Annotated in this window: 17 protein-coding genes; 9 read left to right on the forward strand and 8 right to left on the reverse strand. The window is 73.5% G+C overall.

Annotation, left to right across the window (positions count from 1 at the left end; translation table 11 throughout):
- Positions 1–26: 26 nt before the first annotated feature.
- The 5 genes from serS to LUU90_RS04765 all read right to left on the reverse strand — a co-directional run bounded on the left by serS (position 27) and on the right by LUU90_RS04765 (position 8,633).
- Positions 27–1,298 (reverse strand): serine--tRNA ligase, encoded by a 1,272-nt coding sequence (serS, locus tag LUU90_RS04745; RefSeq protein WP_275002134.1) that lies wholly within the window; start codon positions 1,296–1,298, stop codon positions 27–29.
- 10 nt (positions 1,299–1,308) lie between these two features.
- Positions 1,309–5,631, reverse strand: coding sequence for a hypothetical protein (locus LUU90_RS04750; RefSeq protein ID WP_275002135.1), 4,323 nt, complete (start codon positions 5,629–5,631; stop codon positions 1,309–1,311).
- Positions 5,632–5,657: 26 nt separating this feature from the next.
- Positions 5,658–6,776: a diacylglycerol/lipid kinase family protein gene (locus LUU90_RS04755; protein ID WP_275002136.1), complete on the reverse strand. Its 1,119-nt coding sequence runs from the start codon at positions 6,774–6,776 to the stop codon at positions 5,658–5,660.
- Positions 6,777–6,815: 39 nt separating this feature from the next.
- A complete protein-coding gene (locus LUU90_RS04760; RefSeq protein ID WP_425596184.1) occupies positions 6,816–7,613 on the reverse strand; it encodes a glycosyltransferase family 2 protein in 798 nt (265 codons plus the stop codon).
- 195 nt (positions 7,614–7,808) lie between these two features.
- Entirely contained in the window at positions 7,809–8,633 is an 825-nt protein-coding gene (locus LUU90_RS04765) for a DUF5926 family protein (protein ID WP_275002137.1), read from the reverse strand.
- Between the two features lie 127 nt (positions 8,634–8,760).
- On the opposite strand from LUU90_RS04765, the gene LUU90_RS04770 reads away from it, so the two are divergent.
- On the forward strand, positions 8,761–10,086 hold the full coding sequence (locus LUU90_RS04770) for a CoA transferase (protein WP_275002138.1): 1,326 nt from the start codon (positions 8,761–8,763) through the stop codon (positions 10,084–10,086).
- Between the two features lie 54 nt (positions 10,087–10,140).
- On the opposite strand, the gene LUU90_RS04775 is transcribed toward LUU90_RS04770, so the two are convergent.
- The 3 genes from LUU90_RS04775 to LUU90_RS04785 all read right to left on the reverse strand — a co-directional run bounded on the left by LUU90_RS04775 (position 10,141) and on the right by LUU90_RS04785 (position 14,391).
- Positions 10,141–11,052 carry a hypothetical protein gene (locus tag LUU90_RS04775; protein WP_275002139.1) on the reverse strand — a complete coding sequence of 304 codons (912 nt, stop codon included), beginning with the start codon at positions 11,050–11,052 and terminating at the stop codon, positions 10,141–10,143.
- A 248-nt stretch (positions 11,053–11,300) separates the two neighbouring features.
- Positions 11,301–12,764 (reverse strand): hypothetical protein, encoded by a 1,464-nt coding sequence (locus tag LUU90_RS04780; protein ID WP_275002140.1) that lies wholly within the window; start codon positions 12,762–12,764, stop codon positions 11,301–11,303.
- Between the two features lie 145 nt (positions 12,765–12,909).
- Positions 12,910–14,391, reverse strand: coding sequence for a glutamyl-tRNA reductase (locus LUU90_RS04785; protein ID WP_275002141.1), 1,482 nt, complete (start codon positions 14,389–14,391; stop codon positions 12,910–12,912).
- Positions 14,392–14,440: 49 nt separating this feature from the next.
- On the opposite strand from LUU90_RS04785, the gene hemE reads away from it, so the two are divergent.
- From hemE to LUU90_RS04825, 8 genes are all read left to right on the forward strand, one after another.
- Positions 14,441–15,526 (forward strand): uroporphyrinogen decarboxylase, encoded by a 1,086-nt coding sequence (gene hemE, locus LUU90_RS04790; RefSeq protein WP_275002142.1) that lies wholly within the window; start codon positions 14,441–14,443, stop codon positions 15,524–15,526.
- Positions 15,523–17,217, forward strand: coding sequence for a protoporphyrinogen/coproporphyrinogen oxidase (locus tag LUU90_RS04795; RefSeq protein WP_275002143.1), 1,695 nt, complete (start codon positions 15,523–15,525; stop codon positions 17,215–17,217). Before hemE ends, LUU90_RS04795 begins: the two co-directional genes overlap by 4 nt.
- Before the next feature lie 152 nt (positions 17,218–17,369).
- Positions 17,370–18,416 (forward strand): hydroxymethylbilane synthase, encoded by a 1,047-nt coding sequence (gene hemC / locus LUU90_RS04800; protein ID WP_275002144.1) that lies wholly within the window; start codon positions 17,370–17,372, stop codon positions 18,414–18,416.
- A complete protein-coding gene (locus LUU90_RS04805) occupies positions 18,413–19,261 on the forward strand; it encodes a uroporphyrinogen-III synthase (RefSeq protein WP_275002145.1) in 849 nt (282 codons plus the stop codon). Before hemC ends, LUU90_RS04805 begins: the two co-directional genes overlap by 4 nt.
- 97 nt (positions 19,262–19,358) lie before the next feature.
- Positions 19,359–20,303 carry a porphobilinogen synthase gene (gene hemB, locus LUU90_RS04810; protein ID WP_425596193.1) on the forward strand — a complete coding sequence of 315 codons (945 nt, stop codon included), beginning with the start codon at positions 19,359–19,361 and terminating at the stop codon, positions 20,301–20,303.
- A 79-nt stretch (positions 20,304–20,382) separates the two neighbouring features.
- The gene (gene hemL / locus LUU90_RS04815) at positions 20,383–21,753 is read left to right on the forward strand and encodes a glutamate-1-semialdehyde 2,1-aminomutase (protein WP_275002147.1); all 1,371 of its coding nucleotides are present in this window, start codon (positions 20,383–20,385) and stop codon (positions 21,751–21,753) included.
- Between the two features lie 78 nt (positions 21,754–21,831).
- Positions 21,832–22,119 carry a hypothetical protein gene (locus LUU90_RS04820; protein WP_275002148.1) on the forward strand — a complete coding sequence of 96 codons (288 nt, stop codon included), beginning with the start codon at positions 21,832–21,834 and terminating at the stop codon, positions 22,117–22,119.
- A gap of 1 nt (position 22,120) precedes the next feature.
- Complete coding sequence (locus LUU90_RS04825; RefSeq protein ID WP_275002150.1) at positions 22,121–23,530, forward strand: hypothetical protein; 1,410 nt, start codon at positions 22,121–22,123, stop codon at positions 23,528–23,530.

A 23,530-nucleotide genomic window follows, 5' to 3' on the forward strand; every position in this document is an offset into this window, starting at 1 on the left:
GTGATGCGGCGTGGTTGTGCGTGGGGCTACTTGGTGGGTTCCAGGAGCTCCAGGCCGCCCAGGTACGGGCGCAGGGCCTCCGGGACGTACACCGAGCCGTCGGCCTGCTGGTGGTTCTCCAGGAGGGCGACGATCCAGCGCGTCGTGCCGAGCGTGCCGTTCAGCGTGGCGACGTTCCGGGTGGAGCCGTCCTCGGTCCGCACGCGTACACCGAGGCGGCGGGCCTGGAACGTCGTGCAGTTCGACGTCGAGGTGAGCTCCAGCCAGCGCTCCTGCGTGGGCAGCCACGCCTCGCAGTCGAACTTGCGGGCCGCCGACGAGCCGAGGTCACCCGCTGCCGTGTCGATGACACGGTAGGGCAGCTCGACCTTGGCCATCATGGTCTCTTCCCAGCCCAGCAGGCGCTGGTGCTCGGCCTCCGCGTCCTCCGGGGCGCAGTAGCTGAACATCTCGACCTTGTGGAACTGGTGCACGCGGATGATCCCGCGCGTGTCGCGGCCCGCCGAGCCGGCCTCGCGGCGGTAGCAGGCGCTCCAGCCGGCGTAGCGCATCGGCCCGTCCGAGAGGTCGACGATCTCGTCGCTGTGGTAGCCGGCCAGGGCCACCTCGGAGGTGCCGACCAGGTACAGGTCGTCCTTCTCCAGGCGGTAGACCTCGTCGGCGTGCGCGCCGAGGAAGCCGGTGCCCTGCATGGTCTCGGGCTTGACGAGGGTCGGCGTGATCATGGGCGTGAAGCCCTCCTGCACCGCCTGATCCATCGCCATGTTCAGCAGCGCGAGCTCCAGGCGAGCTCCGATGCCGGTCAGGAAGTAGAACCGGGCACCGGAGACCTTGGCGCCCCGCTTGGTGTCGATGGCGCGCAGGCCCTCGCCCAGCTCCAGGTGGTCCTTCGGCTCGAAGCCCTCGGCCGCGAAGTCGCGACGCTCGCCCACCTGCTTGAGCTCGACGAAGTCCTCCTCGCCGCCCGCGGGCGCGCCCTCGATCACGTTGGCGATGGAGTACAGCACGCGCTCCAGCTCCTGCTCGGCCTCCGCCGCCGTGGCCTGGTGGCTCTTGACGTCCTGGGCGAGCTGCTTGGTGCGTGCCAGCAGCGCCTGCTTCTCGTCGCCCTGCGCCTTGGCCACCTGCTTGCCCAGGGACTTCTGCTCCGCCCGCAGGTTCTCGAACTCGGACAGGGACGAGCGGCGGCGCGCGTCGGCGTCGAGGGCCGCGTCCACGAGGTCGGGGTCGTCGCCGCGGGCCACCTGGCTCGCGCGGACGACGTCGGGGTTGTCGCGCAGAAGTCGGAGATCGATCACAGGGGTGAGCCTATCGGGGCTGTCCCGCCGATTTCGTCCGGAGCGCGACCAGCGTGAGCAGCGGCACCGCCGGGATGAGCGCGATCATCGCGATCCGCAGGCCGAAGTCGTTGACCAGAGAGCCCAGCACGGCCATCGCCCACATCGCCACGAGTGCGGGCCGGAGGAACTCCCAGCGCTCCTGTGCGCGCACGAACCAGCCAGGGGTCAGCCGACGCCGCCACGCCGCCGGGCCGTACAGCGCCAGCCCCACCACCACGAGCACGAGCACCGTGGCCCAGACAGTGGGCCCACCGGTGATCGAGTTCAGCGCGTACAGAGCCTTGCGCAGCACCGTCGACACGGCCTCGCCGTCGATCACCTGACCCACGAACCGGCCGAGGTGGGAGCGCGCCTCGGGCGGCCGCAGCCAGTCCAGGACCCCGACGAGCGCGACCACACCGACACCTGCGGCCCCGACCCAGAGGAACCGCCAGAGGGTGAGCCGTAGCCCGGAGGCCGCCATGCCGACCACCACGAACGCCGGGACGAGCACCAGCCCGCCACCGAGATCCGCGCCGAGGGTCGGCCAGACGACGATCACCATCGCGATCATCCCCACCGCGGTCACGGCGAGCGCCGCCAGGATCCGGCGTCCCCGGGTCACGAGCAGCTGGGCGAGCGCCGCCGCCAGCACGATCGCCGCCACCGCGTACACGGAGAACGTGGGGTTGCCGAAGCCGTAGAACCTGGCGCCGTACGTCGGGGCCGAGCCGAGCGGCGCCGCCCGGTTGAGGGGCGTTCCGAACAACGCGTCCACCGTGAGCGCGACGAACGTGACGCCTGCGACCACGGCCGGAGCGGCCCACAGCGGTCGCCGCGGGGCGAGCAGGCTGAGCCCGGCCACGGCCGCCGTCACGAGCGCCGTGGCACCCACTATCGCGAGCCCCGGCAGGTCGAACCGCCACCAGCCCGTCAACGAGGCCAGGAACCCGCCGGCCGGGAGGGCAGCGAGCGCGGTAGCGGCGACCTCGGCGGCACGCCGCCACGTGCCGGGGACGTCACCCAGCCCGCGCGCACGGCGTCGGCGCGGCACCCACCAGCACACCGCGGCCAGCGCGAGACCCACCCAGAACGGCACGTCCACGAGCCAGATGTAGGCATCGCGGCGCACGTGGTCGCGGGCCGTCATGTCGGCGAGCTCGTCGGCGGTGAGCCAGGCCGAGGCGGGCCGCTCGCCACCACGGAGCAGCGGCGTCGGGTCGACGTCGGCGGGCAGGTCCACGCCGACGGCGTCGAGCACCGCCGCCGGCACGTCCATCAGACGCGCCACGCCTTCCGTACGGGTGGCGGTGCTGGCCAGGTAGCGGGGAAGCCCTTCGTTCGCCGCGGACGGCCGCATCATCGCCAGCCCGAGCTCGAGGGCGTGCTCCGGCACGGTCGCGACGTCGATCACCAGTACCGTCGTGTCCGCCGGCGCGGCATCGAGCACGCGCCACACCGCGAGGTCCACGTCGGAGACGAGGCCTGCGCGGAGGGCCGCGACCTGCTCCCTGCCGTCGGGCTCCTTCTCCAGCTCCGCGCGCTGCGCGACGTCGAGGAGCGCGGACCCGGCGTCCACGAACGTGACCGGGCAGTCCCAGGCGCCCGACCCCGTGGCCACCGCCGTGTCGAGGTCGAAGTACCGGCCCACGCTGCCGTCCCGGTCGGCGAGCGCCACCGCGGCGCCCGGCCCGACCGCCGTCGTGCACTCGTCCGCCAGGGCCTCGCCGAGCGTGCCCGGGTGGGCGGCGTAGCCCGACCCGCGCTGCAGCTCCAGGAAGCGGTCCCACTGGTCGACGACGGCGGGGCTGTCGCCCCGTGCCGGCGTCACGGAGACGTCGTCGCAGATCCAGTGGTTGTCGGCGTCGCGCTCGTCGGCGATCTCGGCGAGCCTGCCCGCCGACAGGCTGAGCCAGCCGCTGTCCGGGCAGCGCGCCGCGCGCCCGTTGGGCAGGGTCAGGCCTGCGGCGTCCGCGCCTCCGGCCAGGAGGCCGTACAGGGTGGGTGCGGGCGCGTTGCCGGTGTCCAGGGACGGCTGGACGTCGGTCCAGCGCAGCCCCTGGGTGCCGATGACGATGACGCTGCCGCCCGGCGGCACCACCGGCGCCGCGGTGCTGAGCGAGCCGGACTCCTCACCGGCGGCGTCGGCGCCGGGTACCGGCAGCACCGCCGCCGCGAACAGCAGGCTGAGCAGCAGGGCACCGGACAGGCCGAGCACGGCGGACGGCACTCGGCGTACCGGTTCGGTCGGCCTGCCGGAGGGCAGCCAGCCACGCGCGTCGAGGAACCGGGTGAGCAGGTCGGACCGGACGGTGAGCAGCGCGACCAGCGCGAACGGCACCAGCAGGAACAGCCCGCGCAGGCGGTCGCCCAGGAAGGGTGCCGCGTCGACCCCGACGGTCACGAGCGCGACGGCGGCCACGACGCCGACCGCACGCCACACGGGCCGGGACCGCCGCTCGGCGCCGAGGGCACGCGCGCCGTCGCCCGGCGCGGCTCCGGCTCCGGCTCCAGCTCCGGCTCCGGGCCGCGTGTGGCCACGCAGCACGTAGGCCGCGAGGCCACCGGCGAGCACGAGACCGGTCACCGCGTAGATCAGGAACGCCACGTCGGAGAACCCGTAGAACCGGTCGGCGGTGGCGAGCGAGGAGCCCAGCAGCGAACCCTGCAGCAGGGTGAAGCCGGTGCTGCCGTCGATGGTGAACACCAGCCAGGTGACTCCCGCCGCGGCGACGGCGTTGCGCCACGGGGCCGGGGGGAGCAGACGGGACACGGCGCGCACCGTGATCGCGACGAGAACCGTCGCGACGGTGAGCGACAGGGCCAGGCCGAACTCGGGCGCCGGCCACACCCACCAGCGGGTCAGGGTCGCGAGGGCCGCGGCGGCCGGGGCCGAGACCGCCAGCAGCGCGGCGCTCAGCGCGAGCCGCTGCCGGTAGGGACCGGGATCCCTGCGCGGCCGCCCCGTGCGGCGGGGCAGGACGAGCACGAGCACGGCGATCAGCAGGAACAGGGCGATCGCGCCCGCGAACGCCGGCACCTGTGCCGGGATCGTGTCGGCGAGCACGTTGACGTACTGCCGGTTCTCGACGGTGCGCGCGACGGTCGTGCGACGCGGCTCCCCCACCACGATGGGCATGCCGTCGATCTCCGGCTCCTCGACGACGGGACCCTGCTCGGGCTCCTCCGCCTCGGGGTCGGGGAGGGCGCCGCCGGCTTCGGCAGCGGTCGCCGTCAGGTCCGTGAGCTGGACGAACCCGGTGCTGCGCGACGCGTCGGACGTCAGCCAGCGTACGCGCGGCACGTCGACCACCCAGTCGACGACCACCTGCAGCCCCTGCTGCGTGAGCGGGGTGTCCGCGATGCCCGCCACGAGCACCCGCGTACCGGTCGGCAGGCCGGTACGCAGGGTGCTGAGGGTGTTGTCCAGCGCGTCGAGCGCATCGGCCCGCTCGGGACCCTCGGGAAGGCTCCCTGCGTCGATGACGGTCACCGGGCACTCGGCGAGGACGCCGCTCCAGGCAGGTTCGGCCGGTCCTTCGCCCGTCCCGGTCGCGCCCTGCCTCGTGTCCGACCCCGTCTCGTCGGACCCCGACGCGCCGGTCGCCAGCAGTGCGTCCAGCGACGGGACGTACCGGCCCACCGTCCCGTCCTCGCGGGCCAGCATCACGGCGGCGCCCGGGCCGACCGCCGTCGAGCAGGCGTCCGCGTCGGCGAGCATCTCGCCGAGCAGCCCGGGTGCCGGAGCCTCGGTGGCCTCGGTGGGCTCCTCCTCGTCCGGGTCCTCCTCCTGCTCGGGGAGCTGGGCCCAGCGGTCCACCGTCGCGGGGGCAGGCTCGGCGCCCCCGCCGACCGCCCGGGGCACCGGTGTGCACGACGTCGCCCCGCGCGCCTCGGGCGTCTCGCCGTCCTGCCGCTCGGGGGCGGGCGCCTCCGCCCGTTCGGCGCTACCCGCCGAGACCGTCCGGCTGCCGGCGGAGAGCGTGAGCCACGCGTCCAGCGGGCACGTCGCGGGATCCGCCGTACGGACGTTGATCGAGGCGACCGAGCCGCCGCCGATCATGTGCCACAGGTTCGGGATGGTGCTGCGTGACACATCGGTCCAGCGCAGGCCCGCCACGCCCACCACGACCACCGGCGCGGCGGGTCTCGCGGACGAGGTGGAGCCGGATGCGGCGGGCTCGGACCCATCCGCCGCGTCGGTCCCGGGCGCCGCCGACGCGGCTGTCGGGCCCAGCAGGCTCAGCAGGGCCGCCACGAGCATGGCCAGGACTGCGGGCACGGCCAGAGCTCGTGTGGAACGGGGATTCACCCGCCCAGGGTAAATGGCCCAAGCCGTCACGGTGCGCGGACCAGCAGGGCGCCCACCTCGACGTGGACGTCGATCTCGACCGCCCGCCCGAGCGGGTCGCCGTCGACCTGGGCCTCCTCGCCCGCCGGCACGCGGATCCGCGCGCGACGCGCCTTGGTGTGGTCGATGCGGCCCAGCTTCTCCGGCAGGTCGTTGCGCACCCCCACACCCTGCATGGCGATCTCGAGCGTCAGCTGAGCCCAGCCGAACACCCCGCCGCGGACGTCGACGGCGGCAACGTCGAGCACGCCGTCGTCGAGCACGGCGTCGGGCAGAAGGGTGACGCCGCCCGGGAGCATGCCGCAGTTGCCGACCATGATCGAGCGGGCGCGGGCCTCCACGGGCGGGCTGTCGTCGAGCTGCAGCGTGGCGCGCATCCGCCGGGCCTGCATGTGCGACAGCCCCGCCACGAAGTACGCGACCCAGCCCACCCGCTTCTTCAGGCCGGCGTCGGCGGTCGCGACCATGGCGGCGTCGAAGCCCAGGCCCGCGATCACCAGGAAGATGTGCTCACGCTCGGTGTCGGGCTCGTGGTCGGGCTGGTTGGGGTGGTCGCCGTTGCGGGGCGACTCCGCGAACTCCGTCACCCGCAGCCAGCCGACGTCGATCGCACGCGTGCGGCCGTGCACGATCACGTCGAGAGCGTGGTCCACGCTGGCCAGCGGCACCTCGAGGTTCCGCGCCAGGAGGTTGCCGGTGCCGACGGGCAGCACACCCATCGGCCTGCCGGCGCCGACCATGGTCTCGGCGACCGCCCGCACCGTCCCGTCACCGCCTGCCGCGACGACGATGTCCGCGCCGTCCTCGAGCGCCTGCCGTGCCTGACCCTTGCCCGGGTCGTCCACCGTGGTCTCGTACCAGAGCGGCTCCGGGAGGCCGTGCGCGTTGCAGTGGGCCCGGACCTGGAGCCGGAGGCCGCTCGCGGCGTGCTTGGACGGGTTGACGACCACGGCGAGCCGCGGCGCGGCCTGCACGCTCTGGGGTGTCGCCCGATGGGGGTCGCGTCGCCGCATCCGCGCCTGCTGCGTCCAGACCCCGATGGCGACGGCAAGTGCCAGCACGGCCACGACGATCGCGGCAATCCCTAGCCAGACCTGCCACCCCATGGGATCAGGGTACGGGGCCGGTGCGGTGGCACCTGCCCATCAGCTGCGGACGTTGGAGCCCGCGTGCCGCACCGCGTCCACCGCGCCACGCATCTTGCGCGCGTTCACGGCCAGCAGCACGTCGCGGTACTGCGCCGCCCGGTGGATCTGCCCCTTGAGGTCGTTCGTCGACGCCCGGTGCTTGAGGTCGCACGGCACCTCGACGGCGACGTAACCCTTGCGGAGCAGGTCGATGGTCATGCCCGTCTCGACGCCCCAGCCGCGGGCGAGCGGGGTCGCCGCCTCGAAGGCCTCACGGGTGAGGCAGCGCATGCCGGAGAGCGGCTGCGACGGGCTCCAGCCCGTCATCGCCTCGATCGCCCGGCGGGCCGCGCCGACCACTATGCCGCGGCCACCCGCGCCGGCCTGCTTGGGCAGCAGCGCGATCGCGAGATCGGCCACCCCCTCACGGACGGGGCGCACGAGCGGTGCCGTGTTCACGGCGGTGTCGCCGAGGTCGCCGTCGATGAACATGAGCAGGCGCGGAGGGCGCCCGTCGGCGTCGCGCATCGCGACGACGGCCGCGCCCGTCTCCATCGCGGCCGCTTTGCCGCGATTGTGCGAGTGGCGCACGACGACGGCCCCGGCGGCACGCGCAACATGCTGCGTGTCGTCCTCGGAGCCGTCGTCGACCACGAGCACGAGGTCGACGTGAGGGATCGCACGCGCAGAGCGCACGGTGGCGGCAATGCGCTCGGCCTCGTCCTTCGCAGGGATGACTGCCGCCACCCGTTGGACGTTCTTGCCTGTCTGAGCATTGCCGGGACGCGTGGTCTTCGCGACCGGGAGAGCGTTCACACCTGTCCTGCCTGAAGCGTCGAATTGCCTTGGTGGGTGACCGGATAGTCCTTTGCTTGGTGAGTGCAAAGGTTTACCCCTGGAATCCTACTCCCTTGGTCCGCTAGTTGCCGAAACCTGGACCGCTCGTGGCGATCTTCGGTGACTGCCGACGCGTTCCGGGCCGCTCGCGCACGACCGGCCAGGGGGTCCGGACTAACGCAGGGTGACCTGCCGAGAGACGATACCTGCTCTTGCGCGTCGCTCGTTCGCATCAAGCGGCTCCTTGATGGAAAGTGCTTTCGCGAGCCGCTCGCCGAGGTCCGTCGCCGGACCCTCCAGATCGGCCGCCTCGGTGCCCTTCGGCAGCTCCCAGACGGGCACGACCAGCCCTGACGCACGAAACGCTCCCACGAACTTCCCACCTGCTAGCCCTGACTCGCGCTTTGCGTGCAGCCGAGAGAGTGCGTCGATCAGGTCGTCCTCCGGCTCGGGACGCGCCCAGCGGAGGAACTCGCGAGTCATGCGGCACCAGTACGCCGACTCGACCGAGGACACCTTGACGGTGGGGATGGCGCCGTCGGCGGCGTCCTCCAGGTTCTCCTTGAGCTCCGGCGTGACCTCGGCGCTCGGGTCGAGCCAGAAGTCGAACGTGTCGTGCACGGTGACCTCGAACGGGACGCTCGTGTCGAGCACGTCCTGCAGGCGCGGTCCCGCACCGGGCAGCTCGCCCGACTCGACGGCCGTGCCCGGCTCGAGCTCGAGCGCCTCGAGGAGGGCCGCGGCGAGGTCACGGCTCACGTCACCCGTGCTGAGGACCCCCTGGACGGCGAGCAGGATGGTGCCGTCGGCACGGTGCAGCGCCGTCCACGCCCCCGGGAGCAGCGTCACGATCGTCACGTCCCGGGAGCCGTACTCGGCGGTCGTACGAGCCGTCGCGGTCGCTGACGGGACGATCTCGCGCATCGCGACCCAGTCGGTCTCTCCGGGGAGACCTTCGAAGGGCCGGAGCACGAAGTCGGGGGAGGAGTTCTTGGCCATGCGGCGAGTGTATCCGCGCGCATGGTCACAGATCTGTCCGGCCGGTGATGTTTTCGGGAGTGGTCGGTCGGAGTCCTTGGACACGTCGTGACCGCGGCGCGACACGGACGGGGCCGATGATGGAGCGGTGGAACCCTGGCTCGCCGCACACCTGCCCGTCCTCGACCTCGCCCTCGACGCCGTCCGGGCCGTCCAGCGCGCGTCCGCACGGGCCGGCCGACAGGCGGATGGGTTCGATCCGACCCGGCCCGGCACTCCCGGTCCAGACCCCGGCCCCGACCCGGCCAGGCTCGCCGCGGCCTTCGCCTCCGACCGGGTCCTCGCACTCGACGGGCGGCCCGTGGACGGGTTCGCCCCGCTCTCGGGCTTCTTCCCCACCGCCGACGGCTGGGTCCGCACCCATGCCAACTACCCGCACCACCGGGCGCGGCTGACGGCCCTGGTCGGCCTGCCCGACGACGTCGCGCGCCCCGCCTTCGCCCGGCGCCTCACCGAGGTGACGGGACAGGAGCTCGAGGACCGCGCGGCCGACGTCGGGGCGATCGTGGCGCGTGTGCGGACCGAGCAGGAGTGGCGGACGTCGGAGCCCGGGCGCGCCGCGGGGTCCGGCCCCCTGGTACGGACCGGGCCACGAGCAGAGCCCGCGGCGGGCGGACGCCGGACCGGGTCCGTGGCACGAGCTCGTCTCGCCACCACCGCCGCGCGGGGCAGGGCGGCGCCCCTGGCGGGTGTCCGGGTGCTGGATCTGACCCGGGTGATCGCGGGCCCCGTCGCCACCCGGACGCTCGCGCTGCTCGGTGCCGACGTCCTGCGCGTCGACCCGCCGGACCCCGTGGAGATCGAGTGGCAGCACCTCGACACGGGTCAGGGCAAGCGCAGCACGGTCCTGGACCTCCGGGATGCCCGTGACCGCCGCGCCGCCCAGGAACTGCTCGACGTGGCCGACGTGCTTGTCACCGGCTACCGGCCGGGTGCGATCGACGCCCTCGGGCTCGAGGTGCCGCGGGACGTGGTGACGGGACGGGTCTCCGCATGGGGCGACAGCGGCCCGTGGGCCGGCCGACGCGGGTTCGACTCGATAGTCCAGGCGGCGAGCGGCATCGCCCTCCTGGAGGGCCGGGACGGGGCACCAGGGGCGCTGCCCGCCCAGGCCCTCGACCATGCGTCCGGCTACCTGCTGGCGGCGGGGATCGTCGACGCGCTCACCCTGTGCGACGACGGGCCGGGCCGCGACGTGTCGGTGTCGCTCGCGCGCACCGGCACCTGGCTGCTGGACCTACCGGGGCGGGACCCGTTGCACCCGGCCGCCGCACCGGCGCCGGGTACCGAGACAGTGGCGCACGACCGGGTCACCACCGCACGCCCGGCGCTCCCGGGGCACGACGACTACCCGCACCCGGCGCACCCGTGGGGACGGGACGCACCGTCCTGGCTCCCGACCCGGCCGAGCTAGTGGCTGGTTGCCCGCCCAGCAGGGCCGGCACGGCCGGCAGGGCCGGCAGCGGAGTCAGACCCGGACGTGGCTGCGGCGTGCGACGAGGAGGGAGCCCGCACCACCGACCACCAGGGCGCCGGCCGCCGCCGTCAGGGCAGCCGCCTCGGCGCCCGTCGTGGCGAGCCGGATCGGGGCGTCCAGCGTGGCCTCGGTGAGCGCGGACGCCTCCTGCTCGATGGCATCCACGTTCGCGCCCTCGGACGGGACGTAGGCGGTGAGCTCGGCCCCGGCGGTGTCGGCCGCCGTCGGCCTGCCCTGCCACTGCTGGCCGGGGGCCTGGACCGCTGCCGGCTCCCGGCTCGCGGCCACGGCGGGTGCGGCCTCCTGCGCGGGGGCGGCGACCTCAGCCACCACCGGCGCGGCCTCCTCTGCCGGGGCGGCCTCCTGCACGGGCTGCGTGGCGGGCTGCGCGGCGGGCTGCGCGGCGGCATTGACGGGCGCCGGCTTCGGCTTGGGCGCGGCCGCTTCGTCCATGTGCTCGCGGATGGCCTCGCGCACCCGCTCGCGGTCCTTCTCGTCCCACTCGCCATGGCCCTGCCAGTCGCCGCCATGGCTCTGGGTCTGGTTCTGGGTCTGGTTCTGGGTCTGGTTCTGGGTCTGGTTCTGGGTGCCGCGGTCGCAGTCGCCCTGCTGTGACCCGTACCGGGGCATGTCGTAGTTCGGCTCCGCGTAGCCGGAGGGCTCGTACGAGCGCGGGGCCTCGGACCGCTGCTGGCCGCCGTGCCGCTGGTCGTGGCGGTCACCGCGGTCGTAGCCGTGGCCGTTGTCCGCGGAGTGGCCGTGGTGGTCACCGTGGCCACCGCCCTCGTTGGCCATCGCCGGGCTGGCGACGGCGGTCGCTGCGGTGGCGAGCGCGATCGTCGCCACGACACGGGAGGCCGTGGACCTGGCGACGGACGAAGGCTTGACTGCGGCGTGCTTCATGGGAGCTGCTCCAGCTGATCGGCTACAACGGCCCGGAACCCGGGGACGCGACGACGTTACCGGATCGGGAATAGAAGGAAAAAGGGGTAGATCGGGAAAACCTGATCCGATGGTCACGATCCGATAACAACAGGCGAATCAATGGAACCTTGACAAAGCGCGGTAAAACGTAAACAGGGTGGAGCGCCAATGGCGCTCCACCCTGCTACGTCAAGTCCGAAGAGGCTGGGGTCCTCTTGGTTTTCAGATCAGGAGTTGCCTCCGAGCAGGCCACCGGTGAGGCCGCTCACGGCACCGCCGGTCAGGCCGTCCACGGCGCCGGTGACGCCACCGACGGTGCCCGTCACAGCGCCGCCGGCGACACCCTTGACGGTGCTGCCCACGGTGTCCACGACGGGCTTGGCGACGCCGTCCACGACGACGTCCTTCACGACCGGCTTGGCGACGCCGTCCACGACGACGTCCTTGACCAGCGGCTTGGCGACGCGGTCCACGACCGTGTCCTTGACGACCGGCTTCGCCACGTTGTCGACCACGTTGTCCTTGACGACACCCTTGGCCACACCGCCGAGGACGACGTCCTCGACGACCGGCTTCGCGACGCCGTTCACGGCGCCCGGGACGACGTCACCCTTGACGGTGCCGACGACACCCGGCACGACCGAGCCCGCCACGTTGCCCACGGCCGCGGTGGCGCCCGGGACGACGGAACCCTGCACCGAGCCGACGGCGCCCGGGACCACCTGGGTGGCGACCGGCTTGACGACACCGTCCACCGCGACGTCGCCCACGACGGTCTCGACCGCACCGGCGGCCGGGGTGGTGACCTTGGCCACGACACCCGGGACACCGGCGATCACGCCGGGAACCTGCGACACGACGTTGTTCACCACGCTGCCCACGCCGCCGAGCACGCCCGGCAGGTTGGCGGTGAGGCCGGCGACCGGAGCGGTCACGCCGCCCAGGATGTTCGGCACGTTGCGGATCACGTCGGCGACGGTGGAGGGCGCACCCTCGACCGCGGCGCCCGCGACGCCGGTCACGGTGCCCGTGGCGCCGGACACGATGTCACCGGAGGCCACGCCGCCGACGACGCCGGAGGCGGCGCCCGTCGCGGTGTTGACGACCCCGCCGGCCACGCCGGTCGCGGTGCCCGCGACGCCGTTCACGACGTCACCCTGCAGCACGCCGCCGGCGACGCCGGTGGCGGTGCCGACGACACTGCCGCCGAGCACGTTCGCGAGAGCCGAGCGGGCGGTGCCGGTCACGCCGGAGACGGCGGAACCGTTGGTCACACCACTCACGACGCCCGAGACGACCTGGGGTGCGGCGCCCTGCACGGCGCCCGACACGAACTGGGCCGGCTCGTAGTTCGGCGCGAGTGCCGTGGTGGGGGCGATGGAGGCAGGAAGCGCCTTGGTCGCCTTGGTCGCCTTGGTCACCGCGTCGGCCGCGGGAACGGCGGCGGTGAGCTCGTTCAGGTCGACCGACGTCGAGGAGAGGGCGGGGAGGCCCGCCTTGAGGCCCTCGGCAGTGGTGCCGAGGTCACCGAGAGAGTCCAGCGGCGAGGCCTCCGCGGCGATGGCCGGGGCGGCCATGCTCGTGGCCGCGGTTGCGATGGCGACGGTCGCGATGGTCCGCGCGCCCGCCGATGCGGTCTTCTTCTTGGGTGCTGCGTGCTTCAAAAGGTGCTCCAGCATCTCGTTGCGCATAAGCGCGTTCGGTCCTTGAGCCCCCGAACCTAGTCTTCACCCCCGGGTGAATAAAATCACCCTTGTTACGATTAGGTAACGATGGCCGGAATGGACCTTCGAAACCGGTCCGTCCGGCTTGTTCTGCCGGTTCTCGCCAGAAGTGTTATCGGCGGCGGGACGGATCAGCGTCTCGCTGGGCGGACGCCTCCATCGTCAGGGCCTCAGCACCCTGGACCAGAGCGGCCTCGGCGGCCCGCGCCTCGGCGGTGGCCTTCGCCCGGACCTCGACGATCTTGTCGTGCAGCTCGGCGTGCACCCGCTTGCGCACCTGACGGGCGATGGCGTCGACGTCGGCGTCGTCCGGAGCAGGCTCACCGCGCGCGGCCAGCTCGGCCGTGAGCCGGCCGACGGAGTCGGCGATCTCGGCGACCACGCGGACCTCCGCCTCGTCCAGCAGGGCGATCACCGCGGCGTCGGCCTCGCGGCCCAGCCGGGTCTCCTCGAAGCCGCGGGCGGCCGCGTCCACGATCCGCTGCGCCTGCGCGACGACGTCGTGCGCCACGGCGGGGGCGTGCGCCTTCAGCGTGGCGAGGTCGAAGAGCAGCACACCCTCGACGTCCGCCACACCCGGGTCGACGTCGCGGTGCAGCGCGAGGTCGAGGATCACGAGCGGCCGGGGCTCCGGCTCGTCGCCGGCCCGGTCGGCGGCACGTTCCCGCGCACGGACCAGCGCGGCGGCGTCCAGCACGTGGCCGAGGCTCGCCTCGGGGCCGCGTTCTCCGACCAGGCCAGGGAGGTGGGTCCCGGCAGGAGCGTGTGCGGTGGTCTCGACAGGCTCGACCGCCGGGTCTGCGGGTTCGGGCCGGGCGGCCAGCGCGCGGCCGCGAGCGCCGCTGCAGCTGACCACCAGGTCGGCATCCGCCAGTGCCTCGACGAGCGAGTCCACCGGCTGCACGCCGTGCGACTCGGCGAACACCTCGGCACGGCCGGACTGCGAGTAGACGCGGATGTCGTCGCAGCCGCGCGCCCGGAGGGCGGCGACGGACGCGCCGGCGTACGAGCCCGTGCCGATGAGGACGGCGCGGGTGCCGTCCCACGGCGGCAGCTCCCGCTCCGCGAGGTCCAGCGCGAGCGCGACGACGGACCGGCCTGCCGCGCCGAGCTCCGTGTCGGTGCCGACCCGCTTGGAGGTGCGCGACGCCGTCTGGAAGAGCAGCTCGAGCGTCTTGGAGGTGGTCTCCTGCTCACGGGCCTCCGCGAGCGAGCGCTTCACCTGGCCGGCGATCTCCCGCTCGCCCACGACCATCGCGTCCAGCCCCGACGCCACGGCGAACAGGTGCTCGGTGACCTCTGGCCCGGTGCGGACGGTGAAGCTGCGCGCGGCGACGTCACCGGTGACGCCGGACGCGTGAGCAACCAGCTCGGCCACGTGGCGCGTCGCATGCCGCACGCTGTCGCCGCTCAGAGGCGCGTCGACGTCGAGGTAGAGCTCGAAGCGGTTGCACGTCGAGATCACGACGGCGCCCGCGACGGGGCCGCACGAACCCACGACGACGCGACCCACTGACGACGAACCCGTGGACAGGCGTTCCAGCGCGTCGAGGTCGAGCTCGCGGTGGCTGGCGGTGAGGGAGAGGAGAACCACAGTGCTCCAACTTTATGCACCCCGGCGCGGCAGGGCAGAATCGGGAAGCGTGAAGTCCACCACGATTGCCCCTGCTCATCCGCTCGCCGACGGGCGGACCTCTGCCGCGCCCCTGGTGCAGGCCCTCCGGGGTGAACGTGCCGGCCACACGCCCGTCTGGTTCATGCGCCAGGCCGGCCGCTCCCTGCCCGAGTACCGCGAGGTCCGCCAGGGCACGGGCATGCTCGAGGCCTGCCTGCGGCCGGAGCTCGCGTCGGAGATCACACTGCAGCCCGTCCGCCGGCACGGGGTCGACGCGGCGGTCTTCTTCTCCGACATCGTGGTGCCGCTCAAGCTCGCCGGCGTCGGCGTGGACATCACGGCGGGCGTCGGTCCGGTGATGGACCAGCCGTACCGCACCGCCGACGACGTCGCGCGGCTCGTCTCCCGGTCGCTCGACGACGCGGCCCTGGACCCGATCCGGGAGGCCGTCGCGCTGACCGTCGCCGAGCTGGGCCCGACGCCGCTCCTCGGCTTCGGCGGCGCGCCGTTCACGCTCGCCGCGTATCTCGTGGAGGGCCGGCCGTCACGGGACCACCTGGCCGCACGCACCCTGATGCACGCCGACCCGGCGACATGGGACGCGCTCGTGACGTGGACCGCCGACCTCACCGGTGCGTTCCTCCGCGCGCAGGTCGAGGCGGGCGCGAGCGCCGTGCAGCTGTTCGACTCCTGGGCGGGGTCGCTCTCGCTCGCGGACTACACGTCGCGCGTCGCGCCCTCGTCGACCCGGGCGCTGGCCTACGTCGCGGACACCGGTGTACCCGGAATCCACTTCGGCACCGGCACCGGGCACCTGCTGCCGGCCATGCGGTCCGTGCTGGTCTCGGCGGGGATCACCGACCACGCCGTCGGCATCGACTACCGGACGCCGCTCGACGAGGCCGCCGCACTGCTGCCCGGGGTGCCGCTGCAGGGCAACATCGACCCCGCCCTGCTGGCCGCACCCTGGGAGGTGCTGGAGGCGCACGTGCGCGACGTCGTCGAGCGTGGCCGCACGGCGCCCGGGCACGTGGTCAACCTGGGCCACGGCGTGCCGCCCGAGACCGACCCGACGGTACTGACCCGCGTGGTCGAGCTGGTGCACTCGTTGTGACGGACCCCGCCGATCCTGTGGGCGAGCCCGCCGAGACCACGCACGCTCTCGACGAGCTCGACCACCGGGCGGGGCCCGAGGCGGCCGATGCCGTCGTCGTCGGGGCCGGGATCGGCGGGCTCGTCGCCGCGCACACGCTCGCCGCCCGCGGGCTGCGCGTCGTCGTCCTGGAGGCGGCCGACCGGGCCGGCGGGCCGATCCGCGGCGGGGCGTTCGAGTCCCTGCCCGACGTGCCGCTGGACCTCGGTGCCGAGTCGTTCGCGGTGCGGGGTGGCGTCGTCGAGCGGCTGGCCGAGGAGCTGGGGCTGAGCGTCGAGGTGCCCGCGGGGCTCACGGCCTGGGGCTACGCGGCCGGCCGGGCGTTCCCGCTGCCCGCCGCCGGGGTGCTGGGCATCCCCTCGCGGCCGTGGGCCGCGGACGTGCGCCGCGCCGTCGGCTGGCCGGGCGTACTGCGCGGCGCGCTGGACCGCGTGCTGCCCGCGCGGCTCGTCGACACCACTGACCTCGGGACGCTCACGCGGTCGCGGCTCGGGTCACGCGTGGCGGACCGGCTGGTGACGCCAGTAGCGGCCGGTGTGCACTCGGCTCCGCTCGACCGGCTCGACGTCGCCGCCGTCGCGCCCGGGCTGCTCGACGCGTACACGCGGACCCGGTCCCTCTCGCGAGCGGTGGCGTCGCTGCGGGCGGCGGCTCCCGCGGGCTCGGCGGTGCGCGGGTTCGACGGCGGTGTCCACACGCTCGTGAACGCCCTGGTGGAGCGGCTGGACGTGCGGCTGGGCGCGCGGGTGGTCGGTGTGGAACGGGTGCCGGCGGTGGAGCGGGCGCCCGGTGACGCTGCGGCAGCCGCCGGAACAAGTACCGCCCATCCCGGTCTGGCCGGACCAGGTGGTGGCAACTGGCTGGTACGCATCGAGGGGAGCCAGGCGGTACTCGCGGCACGGTTGGTGCTCGCGACGCGCCCCGACTTCGGTCCCTTGCTGACCGCCGGTCGCGACTTCGGTCCTTTGCCCCGAGATCGGTCAATCGAACGACCGATCTCGGAGCAAAGGACCGAAGTCGGAACGAAGGACGTGCAACCGACCGAAGTCACGCCCGCGCCGTACGGAGAACCGGCTCCGCCACTCGCGCTCTCCAGCGACCTGACCCCGCCGGCGGCGCCCGAGCGCGGTGCGGACATCCGCCTCGTCACGCTGCTCCTGGAGGCCCCCGAGCTCGATACGGCCCCGCGCGGTTCAGGGATGCTCGTCGCTCCCGGCACGGCGCCGGGCACGGTGCGCGCCAAGGCGCTGACCCACGCGACCGCGAAGTGGCCGTGGCTGGCCCAGCGGGTGCACGACGCCGTCGGGCCCGGATGGCACGTGGTGCGGCTCAGCTACGGCCGGATCGGCGAGCCGACGCCGGAGCCGAACGCCGAGGAGGCCGCCCGCGACGCGTCTGCGCTGCTCGGTGTGGACCTGACCGGCCGGGTGCGGGACAGCCTGCACCAGCGCTGGGACGGGTCGCTGCCGCCGCCGACGCCGGTCTACCGGGCGGCGATCAAGCAGTTCGAGCAGGCGGTACTGGCCGAGCGGGGCCTCGATGCCACCGGCGGCTGGATCGCGGGGACGGGACTCGCGGCGATCGTCGGGCACGCGCGGCGCACGGCCGAACGGCTCGGGGAGCCGGGCGCGGCTCCGGACGGCAGGTGTTGAGGCCCGGGCGGGGAGCCGGAGCCCTTCGACACGGCGAGGACACGGCGAGGACACGGCGGGTTCTGACACAACGTTCTGACAGTGCGCCAGCAAGGATGTGAGATGAGCCCTTGGGTTTCCTCCCGACGGGGGTTCGGGTAGAGACTGGGATAGTGACCCCGACCCCCCTCGCCGTCAGCACCTCCGGAAGCGCTCCGGGCGACCCCGCGCCGATCCTTCTCGGCACGCGTGCGAGCGCCCTCGCCACCACCCAGAGCGGTCTGGTGGCCAAGCGCCTCGAGGAACTGACCGGCCGGCCGGTCGAGCTGGTGCACATCCGGACCGAGGGCGACGTGAAGACCGGCAGTCTCGCCAGCCTCGGCGGCACGGGCGTCTTCGTGACGGCCCTGCGGGAAGCCCTGCTCGACGGGCGCTGCGACGTCGCCGTCCACTCCCTCAAGGACCTTCCGACCACCCCCGCACCCGACCTCACCTTCGTGACACCCGAGCGGGCCGACCCGCGCGACGCCCTGTGCGCCCGCGACGGCCTGACCCTCGCGACCCTCCCGCACGGAGGCCGCGTCGGTACGGGCTCGCCCCGGCGAGCCGCGCAGATCCGCGCCGCCCGGCCGGACCTGGAGGTCGTCGACATCCGCGGCAACGTCGGCACCCGCCTCGACCGGGCGCTCGGTCCGAACGCTGACCTCGACGCGGTCGTCCTCGCGTACGCGGGTCTCGCGCGGCTCGACCGCACCGAGGTGATCAGCGAGGCGCTCGACGTCGACGTCGTCGCCCCCGCGCCCGGTCAGGGTGCGCTCGCCGTGGAGGTCCGCACGGCCGACATCGCCTCCGAGTCCGGCGACGCACCCCGCGTGCCCGATCTCGCCGAGGCGATCCACCGGCTCGACCACCGGCCGACCCGCCTCGGTGTCCTCGCCGAACGTTCGGTGCTGGCCCGCCTGGAGGCGGGCTGTGCCGCCCCCGTCGGGGCGCACGCGACGGTGTCCGGCGACGTGCTGCGGCTGCGTGCCGTGGTCGCCGCCGTGGACGGCTCGGAGCAGATGTCGAGCGAGGGCGAGGCCCTCCTCTCCCCGGACGTCGCACCCGACGTGATCGACGATGTCGCCCGCGCGCTCGGCACCTCCGTGGCCGAGGACCTGCTGGCCGACGGCGCCGAACGCCTCGCCCCGCTGAGCGCCACGGTCCCGGAGAAGGCGTGACCGAGCCGGCCCTGCCCGCTCCCGAACTTCCCGGACCGGCCGGGTCAACCGGATCGGCCGGTCGTCGGCCCGCGGTGCTGGTCGCGCGGACCCCGGAGCGAGCCGCGGGCCTGCTCACGCTGCTGAGTGAGCGAGGGTTCGACCCGGTGGCCGCGCCGGTCATCGAACGAGCACCCGTCGACGACCGGGCGGAGCTCGACACCGCCCGGGAGCGCCTCGCTCGGGGCGACTACGACTGGGTGGCCCTCACGAGCGTGAACGCCGTCGACGCGCTGCTCGGTCCCGCGCCGGACGCGGAGGTCGCCCGGGACGACACCACGTCTGCGGAGTCGGTTGTCCGGGCTCGCCCGGCAGGACCGGCCACCGCGTCCGTGCGGTGGGCCGCCGTCGGGCCCGCGACAGGGCGCGCGCTGGCCGCTCACGGGCTCGAGGTCGCGCTGGTCCCGGGAACCGCCACCGGTGCGGGACTCGCCGAGGCCTTCCCCGCGGCGCCGGACGACCTCCCCGCGCCACGGGTGCTCCTCCCGCTCGGAGACCTCGCGTCCGACACCCTCCGCGGCGGCCTTGCGGCCAAGGGGTGGGCCGCCGATGTCGTGACGGCCTACCGGACGGTCACCCGTGAGCTGCCCGGGGAGCTTCGGCGGCCGTACGACGTCGTCGTGGTCGCCTCGGGCTCGGCTGCCCGCCAGGTCGCGGCCCAGCTGGGCCCGCAGCGGGTCGTCGCGATCGGGGAGCCGTCGGCCCGCGCGGCGGGCGCCGTCGGGCACACGGTGCTCGCGGTCGCCGCGGAACCCACGGACGAGGCCCTCGCCGACGCCGTGACCGAGGCACTCGTCAGGACCTGAGGCACAGAACACGCTCCATCGTCAGAACAGAGAGAAGGACACCTTGAGCTCCACCGGGATCGTGTACCGACCGCGTCGTCTGCGTGCCACACCGGGCATGCGCCGCCTTGTCGCGGAGACCCGGCTGCACGCCGCCGACCTGGTGCTGCCGCTCTTCGTCAAGGAAGGGCTGACCGAGCCCGCGCCGCTCGCGAGCATGCCCGGTCAGGTGCAGCACACCGAGGAGTCCCTGGTCGAGGCCGTCCGCGCCGCGCGGGACGCGGGCCTGGGCGGCGTCATGCTGTTCGGCATCCCCGCGGTCAAGGACGCGCACGGGTCGCAGGGGGACGCCGAGGACGGGATCCTGCAGCGGGCGCTGCGGGCGTCGCGCACGGTGCTGGACGAGGTCCCGGCGGGCACGGCCACTCCGGTCCTCATGGCCGACACCTGCCTCGACGAGTTCACCGACCACGGCCACTGCGGCGTCCTCACGTCCACAGGGGCTGTGGACAACGACGCCACGCTCACGCGCTACGCCTCGATGGCGGTGGCGCAGGCGAGGGCGGGCGCCGACGTTATCTCGCCGTCGGGCATGATGGACGGCCAGGTCGCGATGATCCGGGACGCCCTGGACGACGCCGACTTCGTCGACACGAGCATCCTGGCCTACAGCGCGAAGTACGCGAGCGCGTACTACGGCCCGTTCCGGGAGGCCGTGGACTCGGAGCTCAAGGGCGACCGCAAGACGTACCAGATGGACTTCGCGAACGCCCGCGAGGGTCTGCGCGAGGCCGACCTGGACCTCGCCGAGGGTGCGGACATGGTGATGGTGAAGCCTGCCGGGTCGTACCTGGACGTGCTGCGCGCCGTCGCCGACCGGAGCGACGTGCCCGTTGCCGCGTACCAGGTGTCGGGCGAGTACGCGATGATCGAGGCAGCCGGAGCGAACGGCTGGATCGACCGCGACCGGGCGGTCATGGAGTCGGTGACGAGCATCAAGCGGGCGGGCGCCGACGTGATCCTCACGTACTGGGCCCTGGAGATTGCGGACTGGCTCCGCTGACCTCCGCTGAGTGCTGGGTATTTGTTGCCCCGCACCCACCCACACCACAAATACCCAGCACTCAACGAGAAGGACGGGCATGAGCGAAGCGATCGAGACCCAGGGCCTGCGCCGTGCCCCCGAGGCGAACCACGCCGCGTTCCTGCGTGCGCAGGGGGCGATCCCCGGTGGTGTGAACTCGCCGGTGCGCGCGTACCGCAGCGTGGGCGGCGACCCCCGCTTCCTCGCCTCGGCCCGCGGTCCGTACGTCACGGACGTGTCGGGGCGCGAGTACGTGGACCTGGTCTGCTCCTGGGGTCCGGCGCTGCTGGGCCACGCGCACCCCGAGGTGGTCGCGGCGGTGCAGGAGGCCGCGGCGCGCGGCCTGTCGTTCGGCGCCCCCACGCTCGCGGAGGTCGACCTCGCGGAGGAGGTGCGCCGCCGGGTGCCTCCCGCCGAGCGGGTGCGCCTCGTGTCCACCGGCACCGAGGCGACGATGACGGCGATCCGGCTCGCCCGCGGGTTCACGGGCCGGCCGCTCGTCATCAAGTTCGCCGGCTGCTACCACGGCCACATGGACGCCCTGCTCGCCGAGGCCGGGTCGGGCGTTGCGACGCTCGCGCTGCCGGGTTCGGCGGGCGTCACCGAGGCGACCGCCGCCGAGACACTGGTGCTGCCCTACAACGACCTCGCGGCCGTCGAGGCGGCGTTCGCGCAGCGCGGCAGCGAGATCGCCGCGGTCATCACGGAGGCGTCGCCCGCCAACATGGGCGTGGTACCGCCGGCCGAGGGCTTCAACGAGGGTCTCCGGCGGATCACCGCCCAGCACGGTGCGCTGTTCATCATGGACGAGGTGCTCACCGGTTTCCGCGTGGGGCCGTCCGGCTGGTGGGGGCTCGAGAACGACGCGATCCGCGCCGTCGGCGGCGAGGGCTACACGCCCGACCTGTTCACCTTCGGCAAGGTCATCGGCGGCGGCATGCCCGTGGCGGCGCTCGGCGGGCCGGCGTCGATCATGGACCACCTGGCGCCGCTCGGGCCCGTCTACCAGGCGGGCACGCTCTCCGGTAACCCGGTGGCGGTCGCCTCGGGTCTCACGACCCTCCGCCTGGCCGACGACGCCGTGTACGCCCGGGTGGACGAGGTGGCCGCGACCCTGTCGGGCGCTGTCGGCGACGCGCTGTCCGCCGCCGGCGTGGAGCACCGCGTGCAGCGGGCCGGCTCCCTGTTCTCCGTGTTCTTCGGCCCGCTGGCCGCCGCGTCGGGCGTGCGCGACTACGCGCAGGCCCAGGCGCAGGAGACCTTCCGGTACACCGCCCTGTTCCACTCGATGCTGGAGTCCGGGGTCAACCTGCCGCCGTCGGTCTTCGAGGCCTGGTTCGTCTCGGCGGCGCACGACGACGCCGCGGTGAACCGCATCCTGGACGTCCTGCCCACGGCGGCGAGAGCGGCAGCCGCGGCACGTGCCTGATGGGTAGTCGTCCCCGTCGACAGAGGGCGCGCCCTCTGCGATATTGATGGCCGGCACGAACCGGACCAAGGGGCATCGATGGCTGAGAAGCTGCACGTCGATCTGGCACAAGTCGACACCACCGCGGAGAAGCTCGGCTTCATCGCCACCAACCTGCGCGAGTCGGAGACGAATGCCGACGCACTCGCCGGCATGATCCCGCACGACGGCCTGTCCGGGTGCGTCTCGAAGTTCGGCAACGACTGGGACCGTGCTCGGAACGAGCTCATCGGAAAGGTCGAGGACCTGAACAAGGTCGGCAAGCAGATCTTCGAGACCTTCACGGACGCGGACCGCCAGATGGCCAAAGGGCTGACGGGTTCCTGAGATGAGCGACATCTCCGCAGCACTCGCGAACGCCGAAGAGATCGAGACGATCCCCGGCGACGCCGAAGGAATCCGCAGCCATGCCCACAAGTACTCGGACATGGCCATCCTGGTGACGCGCGCCGTCCAGGACCTGAAGATCATCAACGCCGACCGTGAGCGGTACATCGCTGACTCGACCGACGCCATGTTCGACAAGTCCGAGGACGTGGTGCCGCAGCTGGAGAAGATCCAGGGCCGTTACGAGGTAGCCGGCTCGGAGCTCGCTGCTTTCGCGCAGGTCCTCGCCGATGCGCAGGCCGACGCCCGGACGGCGATCAGCACACGGGACACCAACATCGACGACGTGCGCCGCTACCAGGGCCAGATCGCGGAGGCCGAGGACGCTCCGGCGCCGACGCCCGACGACGACGGCCCCACACCCCAGCAGCAGGCCGGCCGCCTCGAAGCCGCCGCGGAACCGCACGTCCAGGCGCTCCGGGACGCCCACACCCTGTGGAGGGAAGCGCGGCAAGCGGTCGAGGACCGGGCCCGCACGGCCGAGGACCGGCTCAACGAGGCCATGGACGCCGACGGCCTCACCGACTCGACCTGGGACAAGTTCGCCAACTGGGTGAGCGACAACGCGGGCTGGATCCAGGCGCTCAAGGACGTCCTGTCGCTCATCGCGACCGCGCTGGCCGTGCTCTCCCTCTTCTTCCCCGGTCTGCTGCTGCTCGCGGCGATCTTCGCCGGCCTCACGCTCCTGTTGAGCGTGACCCTGGCCTCGACAGGGAACGGGTCCTGGCTGGACGTCGCCCTCGACACGGTGGCGCTGCTTACCCTCGGGGTCGGCGCGGCGGCCGGCGGCCTCGTCAAGGGCGTCACCTCGGCGCTCCGGTTCACCCGGTCGAGCCGGGCCGCGTGGACGGCGGCGGCCAAGCCCGGTGTCTTCGCCAGGCTCACCCGCCCGGTGCGGGCCGCTTTCCGGTACGGCGACGAGGCCGCGAAGGTCAGCGACGACTTCGCCAGGGCGCTGCCCAGGGGGATGCCTCTCACGGGTCGCCCCGCCTACCTCGGCACCGGCAACATCAGCCGGGTCTGGCAGGCCGGAGGCACCGACTCAGCGGTCTTCCGGGCGATCGCCAACGGCACGTCCCACGGTGCCGGCGGTCTGGTCGACGACGGGCTGCGCGGACTCGGCTCGTTCTTCTCCGGGTCCGCCGCCGCGATGAACTGGGCGGGCCTGGGCGCGTTCGGCATCGGCTGGCACGACGACGTCGTCAACGGCAAGGACTGGTCGGTCGGCGACGCCGAGCTCAGCCTTCCAGGGTTCAGGGATCTCCCTGGCCCGGTCGGCGACGGCCTCGGCTCCTACGGGGACTGGTGGAAGAGCGTCGACGGCGCGACGGTCGAAGGGGTCGGCAACTGA

Source organism: Promicromonospora iranensis, assembly GCF_028994775.1.
Lineage (GTDB): Bacteria > Actinomycetota > Actinomycetes > Actinomycetales > Cellulomonadaceae > Promicromonospora > Promicromonospora iranensis_A.

What these genes read in the sequence shown, in the direction of transcription:
- LUU90_RS04825 (WP_275002150.1), top strand. Translation starts at nt 22,121, where the DNA reads ATGAGCGACATCTCCGCAGCACTCGCGAACGCCGAAGAGATCGAGACG.
- hemB (WP_425596193.1), top strand. Translation starts at nt 19,359, where the DNA reads ATGCGCCGCCTTGTCGCGGAGACCCGGCTGCACGCCGCCGACCTGGTG.
- hemL (WP_275002147.1), top strand. Translation starts at nt 20,383, where the DNA reads ATGAGCGAAGCGATCGAGACCCAGGGCCTGCGCCGTGCCCCCGAGGCG.
- LUU90_RS04780 (WP_275002140.1), bottom strand. Translation starts at nt 12,764, where the DNA reads ATGCGCAACGAGATGCTGGAGCACCTTTTGAAGCACGCAGCACCCAAG.
- LUU90_RS04775 (WP_275002139.1), bottom strand. Translation starts at nt 11,052, where the DNA reads ATGAAGCACGCCGCAGTCAAGCCTTCGTCCGTCGCCAGGTCCACGGCC.
- LUU90_RS04755 (WP_275002136.1), bottom strand. Translation starts at nt 6,776, where the DNA reads ATGGGGTGGCAGGTCTGGCTAGGGATTGCCGCGATCGTCGTGGCCGTG.
- LUU90_RS04820 (WP_275002148.1), top strand. Translation starts at nt 21,832, where the DNA reads ATGGCTGAGAAGCTGCACGTCGATCTGGCACAAGTCGACACCACCGCG.
- LUU90_RS04765 (WP_275002137.1), bottom strand. Translation starts at nt 8,633, where the DNA reads ATGGCCAAGAACTCCTCCCCCGACTTCGTGCTCCGGCCCTTCGAAGGT.